This is a genomic window from Bacillus cereus group sp. BfR-BA-01383, assembly GCF_022663495.1.
In the GTDB taxonomy this organism is placed as follows: domain Bacteria; phylum Bacillota; class Bacilli; order Bacillales; family Bacillaceae_G; genus Bacillus_A; species Bacillus_A cereus_AU.
In genome coordinates this window covers 25,612-40,790 of the sequence record NZ_JAKUFP010000012.1, presented here as the reverse complement: position 1 = coordinate 40,790, position 15,179 = coordinate 25,612, and the positions used below count along the sequence as shown (strand labels likewise).

The window sequence follows — 15,179 nt, the reverse complement described above, 5'->3', positions numbered from 1 at the left end:
TATACATCTATAAGAAACACTCTTCTCATCTTTCAAGCACATGCTTGCTGGATTTGGCACAGCACTCTGAAATCGAGTCCGCTGCCGAGGCATCGTAGGGCCAGTCCCTCCGCCTCTCTTTATAAGAAGGTTTCGTATTTATTTTTTAATAATAATTTCTTCCCTAACTTTACTTGCTTACAAAAAAAAAGTCAATTATTTTTTGTATAGATTTTTTTGGTAATTATACAAAAACACGAATACAGCAATCATTTCAACTTTTCAATTTCTTTCTCTAAAATTGAAATCCAATAAAATTCTCTCTTTTTTATTGCCGCTATTATCCATTTTGTTGTATGCCAAGCTAATTCATATTCTTCCTTTGTAACATCACCCATCTTATATGCATCCTCTAACTCATCTTCATCCAATATATATATTTCACCGTTTGGTAACACTACTACATCTAAATATAAATCATCAAAATAAGGTAAACCTCGTTCGTCTATTTCATATTGTTTCGTTACGTCAATATAATATTGCACTAATTTTTTTCTATCATCTAGCATAGCTGTTATCGCAAAGTTCTTCCCCGTTATAAAATATTGCATCCATGTATACCCATCATCTGCAATACAAAGTTCTTTACCATTGTATTCTTTATAACTAGGCTCTCTCACTTTTTTTATATCCAATACCCCTAACATACCTGCTTCAACTTGCTTGACTATATAATTCTTCTCTATTAGTCGCTTCCACGAAGAACCGTCACCATATTTACGTTTCATTACGTCCGCTCCTCTTCTATATATAGAAAAGCCCCCACATATTATGTGAGAGCTTGTTCATATTATAATTAAGCCGCTTGACCCTTTTCAGATATCTCTTTTAAATAAGCTTGTCCTTTTTCAGCGTCATATTGACCTTCCCACTTAGACATAACTACAGCTGCTAAAGAGTTACCTACAACGTTAACCGCTGTACGAGCCATATCTAAAATACGGTCAATACCAGCGATGAATGCTAAACCTTCAGCTGGGATACCTACTGTACCAAGTGTCGCTAATAGTACAACGAATGATACGCCCGGTACACCCGCGATACCTTTTGATGTAACCATTAATACAAGTAATAATGTAATCTGTTCCGTAATGGACAAATCAATACCGTACATTTGCGCTAAGAAAATTGCTGCAATTGCTTGATATAAAGTTGATCCATCTAAGTTAAATGAATAACCTGTCGGAATAACGAAAGATGTAATTGCTTTCGGGCAACCGAATTTTTCCATTTTCTCCATGATTTTCGGTAAAACTGTTTCTGAACTTGCTGTAGAATACGCTAAGATCAGCTCGTCTTTTAAAATCTTAAAGAATTGGAAAATGTTAATTCCAAATATTTTCGCTGTAAGTCCTAACACGACCACAACGAAGAAGATCATTGCTCCGTATACTACAATGAGTAATTTCCCTAATGGAATTAATGAAGAAAGGCCAAATGTAGAAACTGTAACACCAATTAATGCGAATACACCAAATGGTGCAAATTTCATAACTTGGTTCGTAACGTAAAACATGGCGTCTGCTACACCTTGGAAAAATTGCAGAACTGGTTTACCACGCTCACCAATCGCTGCTACACCTAAACCAAATAGTACAGAGAAGAAGATAATAGCAAGCATATCACCTTCAGCTAATGATTTCATAATGTTCGTAGGAACAATATTTACAAATGTATCCGCAAACGAATGACTTTGTACTTGCTCTGTTGTTTCTGCATATTTAGAAATATCCGTTTTTGTTAATTTATCCATATCGACGCCGGTTCCTGGCTGGAAAATATTCGCTACCAATAGACCAACAACAATCGCAATCGTTGTAATAATCTCGAAGTAAAGAATTGTTTTTCCGCCTAATCGACCTAACTTTTTAATATCACCAACACCAGCAACCCCAACAACAATACTTGCTACAACAATCGGTACAACGATCATTTTAATTAATCGGATGAAAATATCACCAATTGGTTGTAAGTACTTCGCAACTGCTGGATTGTCAAAGAAAATCGCACCAACTGCAATACCAAGCACAAGTCCTATTAAAATTTGCCATGCAAGTCCTATTCTTTTCATACTTGTTGTAACCCCCCTCGATGTGTCACTCTATCTATCTCTCATTCTATCTATATCTATAAAACTAAGAAATTAAGAGTATTACATATTATTCGACAATTCACTACATTTTGTCCCTGTTAAAAATCATAAATCAAAAATTAAAATCTGACAACAAAATAACTTTGCCCGAACGCAAATAATTTTCTTGACAAAAACAAACCTCATGTCAGAAAACCTCACATGAGATCGATTCCTCACTAGTGATTTATAGGTTTTTAAAGTGATGTTTCCCCCTCCAAAAACTCCATCATTTTCCATGTTTTTCTAAAAAAACAAATAGAAATCTACACCTTTTTTATACATTCAAGCATTTTAATTTTATGACGAACAATACGAAAAAATACTAAATTCCGACAAAACTTAGCAATTTTATAAAATTTTCTTTACATTATGATTACAACGATAGACACCCTTCTTCTTATGATATATAACATTCATAGGGAAAGGAGCCAGACAACAATGAAAAAGAGATTTGCAGCATTTAGTGTTTTAGCAGCAGGAACGATTTTTGTTTCTCCATTACTTTCACCTGTATACGCTGAAACAAATCAAGATAAATTATCTAATATACAATCAGAATTAGATGGCAAACAAAATGACTTACAAAATAAATCAGCTGAGAAAGAACAAATAGAAAAAGAAATTCAAGAATTACAAAAGAAAATCGACGAATTAACTACTTCTATTAATAAAAACGAAGCTGAATTAAATGATACCAAAAAAGAAATTACCAAAACACAACAAGTAATTGCTGACAAAAAGAAACATATAGAGCAATTACAAACAAACATAGATACGCGTCAGGAAATTATTAAACAACGGTTACAATCTATGCAAGAAAAACCTCGTACAAATATGATTACAGAGGTATTAACAACTTCTACAAACATTGCTGATCTTGTTGATAATATGTACTCCGTAAGTTTAATATTAAACAACGATACAGATATTGTGAAAAAACAAACAACTGATCAAGATGCTGTAACGACAGAAAAAGAAGCTGTTGAGAAAAAAGAGCAACAACTGAAAGAATCTGAGCAAAAATTAGTACAAAAACAGCAAGAATTACAAAATAACCAACAGCAGCAACAAACTTTTATTAGCGATCTACATACAAAAGTAGCAAAAGTAGATTCAGAGATTGAAGGATTAGAAGAGTCAAAAGGTATTTTAGAAAATCAGCGTCAAGCTGTTCAAAAAGCAATTGAAGAAGAAAAACGTGCAGAAGATGCTCGGAAAGCTGAAGCAGCTCGTAAGGCAGAAGAAGCACGCAAACAAGCTGCTACACCTGCTCAAGCTGCTCCAACACCACACGATACGAATATAGGTGGATTTATTAAACCAGCAGCCGGATCGAAAACTTCAGGATTTGGTACACGTTCTTTAGATAACCATAAAGGAATCGATATTGCTGCGTCAGGAACGGTTCCCATTATCGCCGCTGCAGATGGCGTTGTTATTCGCTCAGAATTATCATCTAGTTACGGAAACGTTGTGTATTTATCACACCGTATAAATGGAAAAACATATACGACAGTATATGCTCATATGAATAGCCGTTCTGTATCGAATGGACAAACTGTAAAACAAGGCGATCAACTTGGATTTATGGGGAATACTGGTCAGTCTTATGGACAACATTTACACTTCGAGCTTCACCTTGGTGAATGGAATGTCGGTAAGACAAACGCTGTCGATCCATCTCCTTATATTGGATTATAAAAAAACTCGGTGCATACCGAGTTTTTTACTGCCATTTCACACTTTGTAGGCATTTTACATAAACTATAACTAAATGCCTATATTTTGCGGGGTGATAAATATGAATACACAATTACAAGAAGAAATAGAAGAAGCTAGAGAAACATACATCGGCCGGTTATTCACATTCGGTGGCTCAGCGTTATTTTTAATTGGATCATTTATCGCAGTTGTCACAGCTTATAAAGCATATAATCGCTTATTAAATACTTCTACAACATAATAAAAAGACGGAGATTTCTCCGTCTTTTTATTATGCAAACATTTTAAATACGCCTATCGCATTTAAAAATACGATAATTACAGTTATCGGAATAACATAACGAAGTAAGAAGAACCAAATGTTAAATAATGTTTTCCCTTTCGTTTCCGTAACTTCTAATTCTTTCATTAATAGCTCTTTACTCATTTTATTTGGTACAAATAGCGAAATAGCTAGTACTCCTAACGGCATTAATACATTACTTACCGAAAAATCGACGAAATCAAAGAATGTCTTACCAAATATTTTCACATCACTCATAATTCCAAACGATAACGCTGATGGAATTCCAACTGCAAAAATAAGAATACCAATTAATAACGAAGCTGACGGACGCTTCTTCTCATTATCTTTCGCAACAGATGCTACTACAATTTCAAGCATTGAAATCGCAGATGTTAAAGTCGCAAAGAAAAATAACACTAAAAACATAATGAAGAAAAATTGTCCAAATGGAATTTTCGCAAAGACAGCAGGAAGAATGATAAACAGTAGCCCTGGTCCTTCTGTCGGTTTAACTCCTAATGCGAAAATCGCTGGGAAAATCGCTAATCCTGCAAGTACTGTAATAAACACAGTTAAACTTACAATAGATGTTGCTGATTTCGCTAAATGCTCTTCTTTCTTTAAATACGAACTATACGTTACCATTACCGAGGCACCTACCGTTAGTGAGAAGAAGGATTGTCCCATCGCATATAAAATCGTATCTGCTGTAAGCTTTGAAAAATCTGGTTTTAAGAAGAACTCTACCCCAGCCATAGCACCATCAAGTGTTAAAGCACGAATAATGATAGCAATAAATAAAATGAATAATAGCGGCATCATATACTTACTTGCTTTTTCTATTCCTTTTTCCACACCTTTACTAACAACAAAAATGGTACAAAGCATAAAGATGAATTGCGCTCCAATCGCATTTACTGGATTTGAAATTGTTTCAGCAAACAATTGTCCATAATCGACTACTCCGTTCCAGAAACTACCTGTGACACTATAGTATAAATAAAGTAAAATCCATCCACCTACAACACTATAAAAAGATAGTACACTAAAACAAGTAACAACCCCCATACGACCAATCCAAGGATATAACTTGCTATTTGGTACTAATACTTTATAAGCTGTAACCGCCTCTTTTTGGGTACTACGTCCGATAACAAATTCAGCTATAAGAAGAGGCATACCAATAAATACAGTTAATAGTAAGAATACAAGGAAGAATGCGCCTCCCCCGCCATTACCTGCAACATATGGAAACTTCCATATTGCCCCAAGACCTACTGCGGCTCCCGCTGCTGCGAGTACAAAGCCTATTTTCGACGTCCATTGCTGTGTTTCTTTCATTATAATTTCTCCTTTTCTGAATATTTAAACTTTTACTAATTATACACTTTCATTTCATACTCGCACACCTCCTTTAGAAAATAAAAAAGTCCCCTACACGCAAATATGCATGTAGAGGACGATATATGTAATATAAATACCGTGGTACCACCTCAATTGGATCAATAAATCCCACTTGTTCAAGTACAGGAAAAATCCGATACTCTATCCTTTTAACGGCGGAACCCGGGTTGCCTACTATTCTGTTCAGCATACCTCTCGCAAGCCCATTCTGTATATTTTATCGTACCGGGCTCACACCTTACCCCAGCTCTCTGAACGCCTCAAATATACGTACTCTTCTTGCTCATCGATTTCATCTATTGAAGTTACTTGTGATTATAAATTATATTTTTATACTTGTAAAGTACAATTTACTTACTATCCTATATGAACTTTTTTCTCTAATTCCTGTAAAAAGAGTTCTCTTTTTAGTTCATCTTGAACATATATCGATTTTAACACTTCTTGTAATGCTATATTTTTCTGCCGTTTCTCTAGTTGTAATTCTTTCACTTTCATTCTTACTTCATATAAAAAATCAAGATACGATTCATACGTCTCGTCATATTTATTTGCGATATCATCACGAATTTTTTTCGCAAGCTTCGGACTTGCTCCTCCAGTAGAAACAGCTACATTAAGTAGTCCACGATGAATTGCCGCCGGAAAATGAACATTTCCACTTTCCGGATTCGTAATAACATTTACCAATTGATTTACCGAGGCATCTTCAGCAATTTGTTCATTTAGTACCGAATCGCTAGTCGCTGCAACTACTAAAAAAGCATCTTTGATATCACTTTTTTCATACTCTCTTTGATACCAACGAATTTGCTTTTCTTCTACAAGTTTCACTAAATTCGCATCTAATTCTGTACTTACCACAACTATATCCGCACCTTGTTTTAGTAAAAGAATAATTTTAAACCCTGCTACTTTTCCTCCACCAATGACAACAACACGTTTCTTATCAACTCGCACTGTAAGTGGATACATATTGATCTCCCTTCAATATTCCCTCTGTTTTCTGAATTAACATCTCTCGAAACGCTGCATTCTTTCCTAAATATGGACTTATTTTTATCTCTTCCGACTCATATTGACGCACTTCTTTCTCAACATGTTTCATGAGTAAGCCTGTAAATAATAAGTAAGGTAACACAACTATATTCTCTTCTTTTCGTTCTACAACTTCTTTTAACTTTACCTCAAACTTCGGCTCCGCTGCCGCTAAATAACAAACTTCCACTTTTTTAATTTTCTTTTCTCTTTGAAATAAAGAAGAAATCCACTTTATGTCTCGTAAAGTTTCCGGGTCACTACTCCCTCTTGCAACAAGCAAAAGTGTAACATCCTCTTCATAATCTTTAATGTCACTTCCATTATATACAGCCTTTACAAGTACTTCTGATACACCAAATGGGTTACCGTACACTACCTTGACATTCGGATATTGCTCATTTAACTTTTGTAATTCAAGCGGAATATCTTTCTTTACATGTCCTGCCGCTAATAAAAAAACAGGAATAGCGATAACCTCTGTCGCACCACGCTTCACACATGTACGAAATCCTTCTTCAATAGAAGGACTCGCTAGCTCTAAAAAACAAATTTCTTGAATCGTTGCCCCTATACGGCTCATACATGACGTAATAAATTGGATTGCTTCTTCTTTCGCTGCCCTCAAACGACTTCCGTGACATATATATAAAACAGCCTTCATTTTACAGCACTCCGCTTACTGGATAGGCATTTTCCGTTTGTTTCTCAAACCAATGGATTTTTTCTCTAAAACGGACAACTTCTCCAATTACAATCATGCTCGGATTTTGAATTTGTTCTCTTTTCGCAACATCTACAATTGTCCCTAATGTCCCGACAACTGTGCGTTGCATAGACGTCGTTCCTCGCTCAATAATAGCAGCGGGTGTACTTTTATCTTTTCCATGCTTCATAAGTTGTTCACTTATGTAGGGTAAATTACTAACCCCCATATATATAGCTAAAGTCTCTACACCTTTCGCTAAATTCTCCCACTTCACTTCCTCTTCAGCATCTTCTTTCCTATGCCCTGTCACAATAGCAAAACTCGCACTTGCCTCACGGTGCGTTACTGGAATTCCAGCATAAGCAGGTGCAGCTATTCCAGCCGAAATACCTGGGACGATTTCAAATGGTACACCTTGCTTTGCTAGCGCTTCAGCTTCTTCTCCACCTCTTCCAAATACAAATGGATCTCCGCCCTTAAGCCTTGTTACAACTTTTCCTTTTTTCGCATATTTAACAAGAAATGTGTTAATCGTATCTTGCTTCATCGTGTGATAATTCGGGAGCTTCCCGCAATAAATTAAATCCGCTTCAGGCTTTGCGTACGAGAGCAACTCTTTATTCACGAGACGGTCGTATAAAATAACATCCGCTTTCTCAATACATTTCAATCCTTTAACAGTGATTAACTCTGGATCACCAGGACCCGCTCCAACGATATATACTTTTCCCATCATCTCGCCTCATTTCTACTATTAAAGTGAAACTTCCATCCTTATAGTATGAATGGAAGTTTACATTACTTCATATTTCAATGTTCCTTACTCATGAATAACAAAGGCCGCACCTTTTCGAATCTTCTTTTTTTCAAACAAGGAAATCTCTTTTACTTCTGGCAACGGTAAAAAATGTTTTTCGAGCTCAATCTCCGCAAGCTTAAACGCCTGTTCTTCACTTTGAGCAACGACAACAATTGGAACAATAGTATTTGCTAATGCCGCTTCAAATCGATATAAATCCATACTATCCCTCCTAAGACGCTATAACTTCATCTAACACGTTATTCAACACTATTTGCAGTGTATCTACACCGATACGTTCAACAAAATCAAAAAACGTTTCAGCTGGTAACTTATTCTCTTTGAAATAGTTTATAAATGATGCGAGCACATCTGGTAAATCTTCACCATCTATTTTCCCTTTCAACTTTTGATTGTACGCTCCTCCATCCAGTAATGTGCCACCTACATATATTTCAAAAGCCTCAACAATTCCTTTTTCCTTCGTTTTCATCTTCACCCCTTGTAATCCAATGTCAGCAATTTGACGTTGACCACATGAATTCGGGCACCCTACCATATGAATTCGAACTGGAACATCGAGTGCAATTTGTGTATCTAAGTATTCTGCAATCTTTCGTAATCTTTCTTTCGTTTCTACTAGTGCAAGATTACAATATTCAATACCAGTACATGAAACCGCATGACCAATAAATGATTTCGGACTTGCAGATATCGCTTCAAACAACGGTTCACTAATTAACCCTGCTACGTTTTCTGGCGGAACATTCGGAATAATGAAGTTTTGTGAGTTACAAGTACGAATTTGCCCGTTTCCATATTGCTTTGCAATTCTAGCAATCTCAAACATTTCTTCTGCATGTAAACGCCCTACCGGTACATTAAAACCTACATATTTTAATCCTTCTTGTTTTTGATCTTGGACGCCATAAAAGTATCCTGCATTCCATCCTTTGAGTGCACTTTCTCCTTTACTTTGTAAAGGTCCTGTATACTCTAGTAGTTTCTCTTTAAATTTCTCAGCGCCCCAGTCAGCAACAAGAAATTTCAAACGTGCTAAGTGGCGTTTTTCACGATATCCAAAATCACGGAATATAGTAGCAATTGCAATCGATACTGCCTTCACTTCTTCTGGTAAAACGAATACATCTAATTCTTCCGCTAAGTACGGACGAGCTGATAAGCCTCCGCCTACTTTTATATGAAAACCAACTTTTTTCTCACCATCTATTTCTTTCGTAGCAGGTGTAAATGCAACACAGTTAATCTCTGCATTTGCAGAATTGTAAATGTTAGAACTAATGGACATTTTAAATTTACGTGGTAAGTTAGAAAACTCTTCATTATGTTGAAAGTAGTCATATACCTCTTTCACAATATGCGTTGTATCAAACAGTTCATTTGCATCAATTCCAGCAAGCGGATTCCCTGTAATATTACGTGTAATATCACCACACGCCCCTGCTGAAGATAATCCAACCCTCGCTAATCTTTTAAAAATATCTGGAATTTGCCCAATTTCTAACCAATGAAACTGAATCGCCTGCCTTGTCGTAATATCGATTACATCACGTCCATAGTCCTCAGCGATAGAAGCAAGAACTTCTGCCTGTGCATTTGTAATAATCCCAGAAGGAATATTAACACGCATCATAAAATATCCAGCTTCTTTCGGACGTTGTAAATACAATCCCGCCCACTTAAAGGAATCCCACTCCTCTTTCGGAATAGATTCAAATCCATTCTCCGCATAGTAAGGAATATCATTAAAAATTTCTAATCCATCTTTTTGTAATTTATTTTTCTCAGTCTGATTTAATTTTTCATTGTTAGCCCATACTTTTTCATAACTCATTTTTAAATCCCCCTATATAAAACTACGCTCTTGTAGGTACTTCACGATTTGTTCTGCACATTCTTCAATAGAATACTTGTGCGTTTCTACAATTAATTCTGCTTGTTTCGGCTCTTCATACGGTGAATCAACACCAGTAAATTCTTTAATATCACCTTGCCTTGCTTTTTTGTATAGCCCTTTTGGATCACGTTTTTCACACTCTTCAATTGGACATTTCACAAACACTTCTATAAATTCATCTGCAGCTAATAGATCTCTAACTTGTTTTCGATCTACTCGAAATGGCGAAATGAACGCCGTAAGGACAACAGTTCCTTGATCTACAAATAGCTTCGACACTTCGCCAATACGCCTTATATTTTCCATGCGATCACTTTCTGAAAAACCTAAGTCTTTATTTAAACCGTGGCGAATGTTATCCCCATCTAATACATAGTTTCCGATATTCTTTTCAAATAGTTTCCGAGCGACCACATTCGCTACGGTAGATTTACCTGAAGCCGATAAACCAGTAAACCAAACTACAAAACTATGATGCCCATTCTTCACTCTTCTCTCATCTTTTGAAATAGAAGCTGTATGCCAAGTAATATTCGTATCCATCTCATTCTCTCCCTATTCTGTTACTACTTCTTTTATTAACCCTTTAATTAACACATCTACTACTTCTTTACGACTAAATGTACTTGGCGGAATCTCACCATTTCTTAACATCTCTCTTACTTTCGTACCCGATAAAATGACATGATCCTCTTTTCCGTGCGGACATGTTTTCGTTGAAGCCATAGCTTCACATTTCGTGCAGTAAAAACTATGTTCAAAGAATAGCGGTGTAATCCCTAACTCTTCTACTGTAAAATTCGTAAAGATGTCTTGTGCTTCATACGTTCCGTAATAGTCTCCTACCCCAGCATGATCACGTCCTACAATAAAATGTGTACAACCGAAATTTTTTCTTACTAGCGCATGAAATATCGCTTCACGTGGCCCGGCATAGCGCATTGCTGCGGGAAATACCCCTAAAAAAACGCGATTTGCCGGATAATAATTTTGCAGTAATACTTCATAACTTTCCATCCTTACATCAGCTGGAATATCATCTGATTTCGTTTCGCCAACGAGCGGATTTAAAAAGAGACCATCTACAATTTCAAGAGCCGACTTTTGAATGTATTCATGAGCTCGATGCACTGGGTTTCTTGTTTGGAATCCCACTACTGTTTTCCAGCCACGTTTTTTAAATTCTTCCCTCGTTTCAATTGGATCTAAGTGATAAGACGGAAATTGATTATTTTCAAGGCGCTTTATAAGAGTAATAGCCCCTCCAACGTAAACGTTCGGTCGCTCATATAATTTTTTCACTCCTGGATGAGCCTCATCCGTCGTTTTGTATACGAGTAACGCTTCTTTTTCTTTATCCGGTACAAAAATATCTTCGATTTGAATGACACCATATATATTTCCATCGTTAACAAGCTTTACTTCCTCTCCAACTTCCAGCCTCTCTGCTACATCTTCTGTTATCGGCAATGTAATTGGTATACTCCATATGCTCCCATTTGCTAAACGAAGGGTTTCTACGACCGAATCATAATCATTCTTTCCTAAAAACCCTGTAAGTGGGCTATATCCACCTGTCGCTAACAGCTCTAAATCACTTAACGCAATTTTGTCTAATTTAATTTCTTTTTCAATTTGTGATACGTCGTATGTCTCATCTATACGGTTTACTAATTCGTTTCTTGTACTCATTTTCTATATCCTCTCTTAGCTTTATTTTTCAATTTATCTTATTGATAATGAAGACCACATTCTGTTTTCACTTTGCCAGCCCATCTACCATCTCTTGAATCGCCACCATCTACAGGTAACGTACACTTCTCACACCCAATACTTGGATACCCAACATCATGCAGTGGATTATATGGCAAACTGTGTTTGTATACATATCGCCAAACTTCTTTCCAAGTCCAATGAATGAGCGGACAAATTTTAATAGATTGAAAACGATGATCTTGATTTATAAAGTTTGTATGTTTGCGAGTTTCTGATTGTTCCCTTCTTAATCCTGATATCCAAGCTTTTTCATGTGCTAGTGATTTTTCTAACGGTAAAATTTTTCTAATCTTACAGCAAAGGTTCGGATTACTTTCCCACAATTTTTCTCCATGAAGCTTCGCCTGTTCTTCAAGTGTAATTTCTGGCTGTTTTTCTATAATATTTAATGAAGGAAATCGTTCCTTCACCTTTTGAATTAATTCATACGTTTCTTGAAAATGAACATTTGTATCCAAAAATACAACTTTAGCAGATGGATTTACTTGGTTTATAAGATGTAGTAACACCATACCCTCCACTCCAAAGCTACATGCGTATACGATTTCACCTTTATATTCTTTATAAGCCCAACTTAATACTGATAACGCGCCTTTCGTTTCATCTTCTTCTGAAAATGAAACGCTATTTTCTTCCCACGTTTCATACGTCAACATGTTTTTTCCCCCTGTAAAAGCAAAAAGACGGTTTTAATCTAATAAAATAGATTAAAACCGCCTCTAGTTTTTCTAGTCAGCGCTTTTTACTTTAAACGTACTTTTTCACTTTTCTCTAATTGAATTACTTTTCCATCTTGCACAACAATTGTAATTGAACCATATTTCATATCAGCAAGCATCGCTTGAATCTTCTCAGACACTTCATCAAAATGCTCCCGTACGCTCACGCGAACAGCCCCCCTTTTATTCATAAAAAAAATCTTTCCCATTTCGAAAAGACTGTTCGGTAATATATTTTACCTTATCTTTCAAAATGGATTCCATTTTGCTGGATTTAGCACCTTGCTTTCTATAAGCAGGTTGCCGAGCTTCGTCGGGCCAGTTCCCTCCGCTTCTCTTGATAAGCTTTGTATTTGTATTTTATCACAATTCAGATTTTTTTCAATCCTAGTTTTCCGATATATTTAATTATTTTTCTTTTTTAAAAGGAGTTGCCTTTACTAGACAACTCCTTCTTTCTCATTCACACCAGCTCTTTAATACGTATGCGATCGTTCCCGATAATATTTTCATATGTTTCACGCTCTACAACAATTTGTGATGTCCCACCTTTTGCAAAGACGACAGCTGGTCTCCGAATACGATTATAATTATTCGCCATTGAATACCCATATGCCCCCGTGCAAGAAATTGCTAGTAAATCAGAAGAAGCGACTTTCGGTAGATGAATATCCCAAATCAGCATATCTCCACTCTCACAGCATTTCCCAGCAACCGAAACGAGTTCCTCATTCGCATCATTCCCTCGATTCGCTAACATTGCTTCATAACGAGCGTTATATAAGGCAGGTCTTAAATTATCCGTCATTCCACCATCTACTGAAACATATTTTCTTATGCCAGGAATATCTTTCACCGCTCCGACTGTATAAAGTGTCGTTCCAGCATCACCTACAATACTACGTCCTGGTTCAACCCATATTTCTGGCAATGGATAGTTACATACTGTAAATTGTTCTCTCACTGCACTTGTTACAGCTCGCACATATGTCTCAAGTGTTAATGGCGTATCCGAATCTGTGTAGCGTATTCCGAATCCTCCGCCCACATTCAACACTTTTACTACATAATTTGTTTGCTCTCTCACTTCTTCTAAAAATTGGCGAAGAACTTCAATTGCTCGAACAAATCCAGCCGTTTCAAATATTTGTGATCCGATGTGCGAGTGAATTCCTAGCACATTATAATTTGATTTTTGCAAAGCAAGCTCAATTGCTTGCATCGCTTGACCATTTGAAACACCAAATCCAAATTTCGAATCCTCTTGACCTGTTGTTATATATTCGTGTGTATGTGCCTCTACTCCTGGCGTTACACGGATTAGTATGTTCACAAATTTTCCATGTTGCACTGCTAAGTCATGCAAAATTTCTAATTCTAAGAAATTATCTACTACAAAACAACCAATATTCGCCTGAAGAGCCATAATCATTTCTTCTTCTGTTTTATTATTTCCGTGAAAATGAATGCGCGATGCCGGAAATCCTGCTTGAAGCGCAGTATATAATTCTCCTCCAGAAACAACATCTAAAGACATATTTTCTTCACGAGCTACTCGGCACATCTCCATGCACAAGAACGCCTTGCTAGCATATGCTACTTGATAAGAGAAACCACTTTCTTTAAAAGCACGATGAAACGCACGACATTTCCTACGAATAGACTCTTCATCGTACACATAAAGTGGTGTTCCGTATTGTTTTGCTAGCTGCGTCGTATCGCACCCTCCAATTTCTAAGTGTCCTTGCCCATTGATTCGGCTTGTGCCGTGTAAATACATTTGAATTCCTCCCTTATTTCCTCTAAAACTCATAACCCCAATCTTCTATTCATTGCAGCACGCTTTTAGATAGACAAAAAACGCGCGGAACAATGTTCACACGCGTTTCTTATTAGGAAAAATATATATTGAAAAAATAAACGAGTTGTTATCTTCTCAAAATAAGAAACCGCATCAACATCTCCAAATAGCTCTCCATAAAATAAATCTTATGACAGTACTACATTTATTCAATGTAGTCCCAATATATGAATAAGGTGGTCATTCTTATATTTCGGCAATAGTCCCTTTCAACCTATGATCACAGATTCCACTAAATCTCCCATAGTTTACTCTTTCCTATCGCGGCCTCTACCTTTGAGAGTAGATGAGGTAAGTCTATTTAATTTTCAAACATCTAATTGTTGCTATTAACAATACCAAAGGACCATTTTATTTGTCAAACAATTTTTTATATTGGTTTTTTACAGTTTAGTTTCGTATCATTTGGTAAGCGCTTTACAGATATTTTTGTAATAGTCCATTCTCCTTCTTCATTGTTAAATGTCATACTTATCTTCTCAAACGGAGGAAGTACTTTACCACCTATTCCTGATTCATATTTCGTTATTTCAATTACTGCTTGAAATAAATATGTACCGCTATAAAGTTTTTTTAAACTAATAATTTTAGAACAATCAAACGGTTTTAATTTTCCATATTGTTTCTCAATCGCTTCATTTATTTTTGGAAATAACACAGAATAAAGAGCATCTTCCATGAGCGGTGCATCATATTGTGCTACTGATACACTCGGTGAAACAAAAAGCACAAAACTAATGCATACTATAAGATATAATAATTTTCGCATCATAA

General features: G+C 36.2%; 16 protein-coding genes, 3 riboswitches and 1 other annotated feature. Of the genes, 2 read left to right on the top strand and 14 right to left on the bottom strand.

The annotated features are described in order from the left end of the window. Nucleotides 1–22: 22 nt before the first annotated feature. Nucleotides 23–128: riboswitch (SAM riboswitch) on the bottom strand. Nucleotides 129–248: 120 nt separating this feature from the next. Both MR065_RS13585 and gltP read right to left on the bottom strand, forming a co-directional pair. After that, nucleotides 249–767 (bottom strand): ribonuclease FAU-1 family protein, encoded by a 519-nt coding sequence (locus tag MR065_RS13585; protein WP_242214025.1) that lies wholly within the window; start codon nucleotides 765–767, stop codon nucleotides 249–251. Between the two features lie 68 nt (nucleotides 768–835). After that, nucleotides 836–2,110: a glutamate/aspartate:proton symporter GltP gene (gene gltP, locus MR065_RS13580; protein WP_242214024.1), complete on the bottom strand. Its 1,275-nt coding sequence runs from the start codon at nucleotides 2,108–2,110 to the stop codon at nucleotides 836–838. A 501-nt stretch (nucleotides 2,111–2,611) separates the two neighbouring features. Here gltP and MR065_RS13575 point away from each other — a divergent pair. Both MR065_RS13575 and MR065_RS13570 read left to right on the top strand, forming a co-directional pair. Then, nucleotides 2,612–3,874: a murein hydrolase activator EnvC family protein gene (locus MR065_RS13575; protein ID WP_242214023.1), complete on the top strand. Its 1,263-nt coding sequence runs from the start codon at nucleotides 2,612–2,614 to the stop codon at nucleotides 3,872–3,874. A gap of 100 nt (nucleotides 3,875–3,974) precedes the next feature. Next, complete coding sequence (locus tag MR065_RS13570) at nucleotides 3,975–4,136, top strand: hypothetical protein (protein ID WP_002158647.1); 162 nt, start codon at nucleotides 3,975–3,977, stop codon at nucleotides 4,134–4,136. A gap of 30 nt (nucleotides 4,137–4,166) precedes the next feature. Here the strand turns inward: MR065_RS13570 and MR065_RS13565 are convergent, their stop codons facing one another. The 12 genes from MR065_RS13565 to MR065_RS13510 form a co-directional block, all read right to left on the bottom strand. After that, a complete protein-coding gene (locus MR065_RS13565) occupies nucleotides 4,167–5,522 on the bottom strand; it encodes a sodium-dependent transporter (protein ID WP_242214022.1) in 1,356 nt (451 codons plus the stop codon). 111 nt (nucleotides 5,523–5,633) lie between these two features. Next, nucleotides 5,634–5,881: a binding site (T-box leader), on the bottom strand. A 61-nt stretch (nucleotides 5,882–5,942) separates the two neighbouring features. Beyond that, nucleotides 5,943–6,560, bottom strand: a complete 618-nt coding sequence (locus MR065_RS13560; protein WP_242214021.1) for an NAD(P)-binding protein — start codon at nucleotides 6,558–6,560, stop codon at nucleotides 5,943–5,945. Further along, nucleotides 6,535–7,287: a sirohydrochlorin chelatase gene (locus tag MR065_RS13555; protein ID WP_242214020.1), complete on the bottom strand. Its 753-nt coding sequence runs from the start codon at nucleotides 7,285–7,287 to the stop codon at nucleotides 6,535–6,537. The genes MR065_RS13560 and MR065_RS13555 overlap by 26 nt, the downstream gene beginning before the upstream one ends. Nucleotide 7,288: 1 nt before the next feature. Continuing rightward, complete coding sequence (gene cobA / locus MR065_RS13550; RefSeq protein WP_242214019.1) at nucleotides 7,289–8,065, bottom strand: uroporphyrinogen-III C-methyltransferase; 777 nt, start codon at nucleotides 8,063–8,065, stop codon at nucleotides 7,289–7,291. Between the two features lie 87 nt (nucleotides 8,066–8,152). Further along, nucleotides 8,153–8,353 (bottom strand): DUF3906 family protein, encoded by a 201-nt coding sequence (locus tag MR065_RS13545; RefSeq protein WP_097902378.1) that lies wholly within the window; start codon nucleotides 8,351–8,353, stop codon nucleotides 8,153–8,155. Between the two features lie 10 nt (nucleotides 8,354–8,363). Continuing rightward, nucleotides 8,364–9,986: a nitrite/sulfite reductase gene (locus MR065_RS13540; RefSeq protein WP_242214018.1), complete on the bottom strand. Its 1,623-nt coding sequence runs from the start codon at nucleotides 9,984–9,986 to the stop codon at nucleotides 8,364–8,366. Between the two features lie 12 nt (nucleotides 9,987–9,998). Next, on the bottom strand, nucleotides 9,999–10,592 hold the full coding sequence (cysC, locus tag MR065_RS13535) for an adenylyl-sulfate kinase (protein ID WP_242214017.1): 594 nt from the start codon (nucleotides 10,590–10,592) through the stop codon (nucleotides 9,999–10,001). Between the two features lie 12 nt (nucleotides 10,593–10,604). Next, the gene (gene sat / locus MR065_RS13530; RefSeq protein ID WP_242214016.1) at nucleotides 10,605–11,741 is read right to left on the bottom strand and encodes a sulfate adenylyltransferase; all 1,137 of its coding nucleotides are present in this window, start codon (nucleotides 11,739–11,741) and stop codon (nucleotides 10,605–10,607) included. A gap of 38 nt (nucleotides 11,742–11,779) precedes the next feature. Next, nucleotides 11,780–12,481, bottom strand: a complete 702-nt coding sequence (locus MR065_RS13525; protein WP_242214015.1) for a phosphoadenylyl-sulfate reductase — start codon at nucleotides 12,479–12,481, stop codon at nucleotides 11,780–11,782. An 86-nt stretch (nucleotides 12,482–12,567) separates the two neighbouring features. Continuing rightward, complete coding sequence (locus MR065_RS13520) at nucleotides 12,568–12,711, bottom strand: YezD family protein (RefSeq protein ID WP_000116159.1); 144 nt, start codon at nucleotides 12,709–12,711, stop codon at nucleotides 12,568–12,570. 71 nt (nucleotides 12,712–12,782) lie between these two features. Continuing rightward, a riboswitch (SAM riboswitch) is annotated at nucleotides 12,783–12,891 on the bottom strand. Nucleotides 12,892–13,007: 116 nt separating this feature from the next. Beyond that, nucleotides 13,008–14,324, bottom strand: coding sequence for a diaminopimelate decarboxylase (gene lysA / locus MR065_RS13515; protein ID WP_242214014.1), 1,317 nt, complete (start codon nucleotides 14,322–14,324; stop codon nucleotides 13,008–13,010). A gap of 180 nt (nucleotides 14,325–14,504) precedes the next feature. After that, nucleotides 14,505–14,686: riboswitch (Lysine riboswitch) on the bottom strand. A gap of 89 nt (nucleotides 14,687–14,775) precedes the next feature. Then, the gene (locus MR065_RS13510; protein WP_242214013.1) at nucleotides 14,776–15,174 is read right to left on the bottom strand and encodes a DUF3888 domain-containing protein; all 399 of its coding nucleotides are present in this window, start codon (nucleotides 15,172–15,174) and stop codon (nucleotides 14,776–14,778) included. Nucleotides 15,175–15,179 lie beyond the last annotated feature (5 nt).

Coding starts and splice junctions, on each gene's coding strand:
- lysA (WP_242214014.1), bottom strand. CDS start 14,324: ATGTATTTACACGGCACAAGCCGAATCAATGGGCAAGGACACTTAGAA.
- MR065_RS13555 (WP_242214020.1), bottom strand. CDS start 7,287: ATGAAGGCTGTTTTATATATATGTCACGGAAGTCGTTTGAGGGCAGCG.
- MR065_RS13565 (WP_242214022.1), bottom strand. CDS start 5,522: ATGAAAGAAACACAGCAATGGACGTCGAAAATAGGCTTTGTACTCGCA.
- gltP (WP_242214024.1), bottom strand. CDS start 2,110: ATGAAAAGAATAGGACTTGCATGGCAAATTTTAATAGGACTTGTGCTT.
- MR065_RS13585 (WP_242214025.1), bottom strand. CDS start 767: ATGAAACGTAAATATGGTGACGGTTCTTCGTGGAAGCGACTAATAGAG.
- MR065_RS13525 (WP_242214015.1), bottom strand. CDS start 12,481: ATGTTGACGTATGAAACGTGGGAAGAAAATAGCGTTTCATTTTCAGAA.
- MR065_RS13545 (WP_097902378.1), bottom strand. CDS start 8,353: ATGGATTTATATCGATTTGAAGCGGCATTAGCAAATACTATTGTTCCA.
- MR065_RS13570 (WP_002158647.1), top strand. CDS start 3,975: ATGAATACACAATTACAAGAAGAAATAGAAGAAGCTAGAGAAACATAC.
- cysC (WP_242214017.1), bottom strand. CDS start 10,592: ATGGATACGAATATTACTTGGCATACAGCTTCTATTTCAAAAGATGAG.
- MR065_RS13560 (WP_242214021.1), bottom strand. CDS start 6,560: ATGTATCCACTTACAGTGCGAGTTGATAAGAAACGTGTTGTTGTCATT.
- sat (WP_242214016.1), bottom strand. CDS start 11,741: ATGAGTACAAGAAACGAATTAGTAAACCGTATAGATGAGACATACGAC.
- MR065_RS13540 (WP_242214018.1), bottom strand. CDS start 9,986: ATGAGTTATGAAAAAGTATGGGCTAACAATGAAAAATTAAATCAGACT.
- MR065_RS13510 (WP_242214013.1), bottom strand. CDS start 15,174: ATGCGAAAATTATTATATCTTATAGTATGCATTAGTTTTGTGCTTTTT.
- cobA (WP_242214019.1), bottom strand. CDS start 8,065: ATGGGAAAAGTATATATCGTTGGAGCGGGTCCTGGTGATCCAGAGTTA.
- MR065_RS13575 (WP_242214023.1), top strand. CDS start 2,612: ATGAAAAAGAGATTTGCAGCATTTAGTGTTTTAGCAGCAGGAACGATT.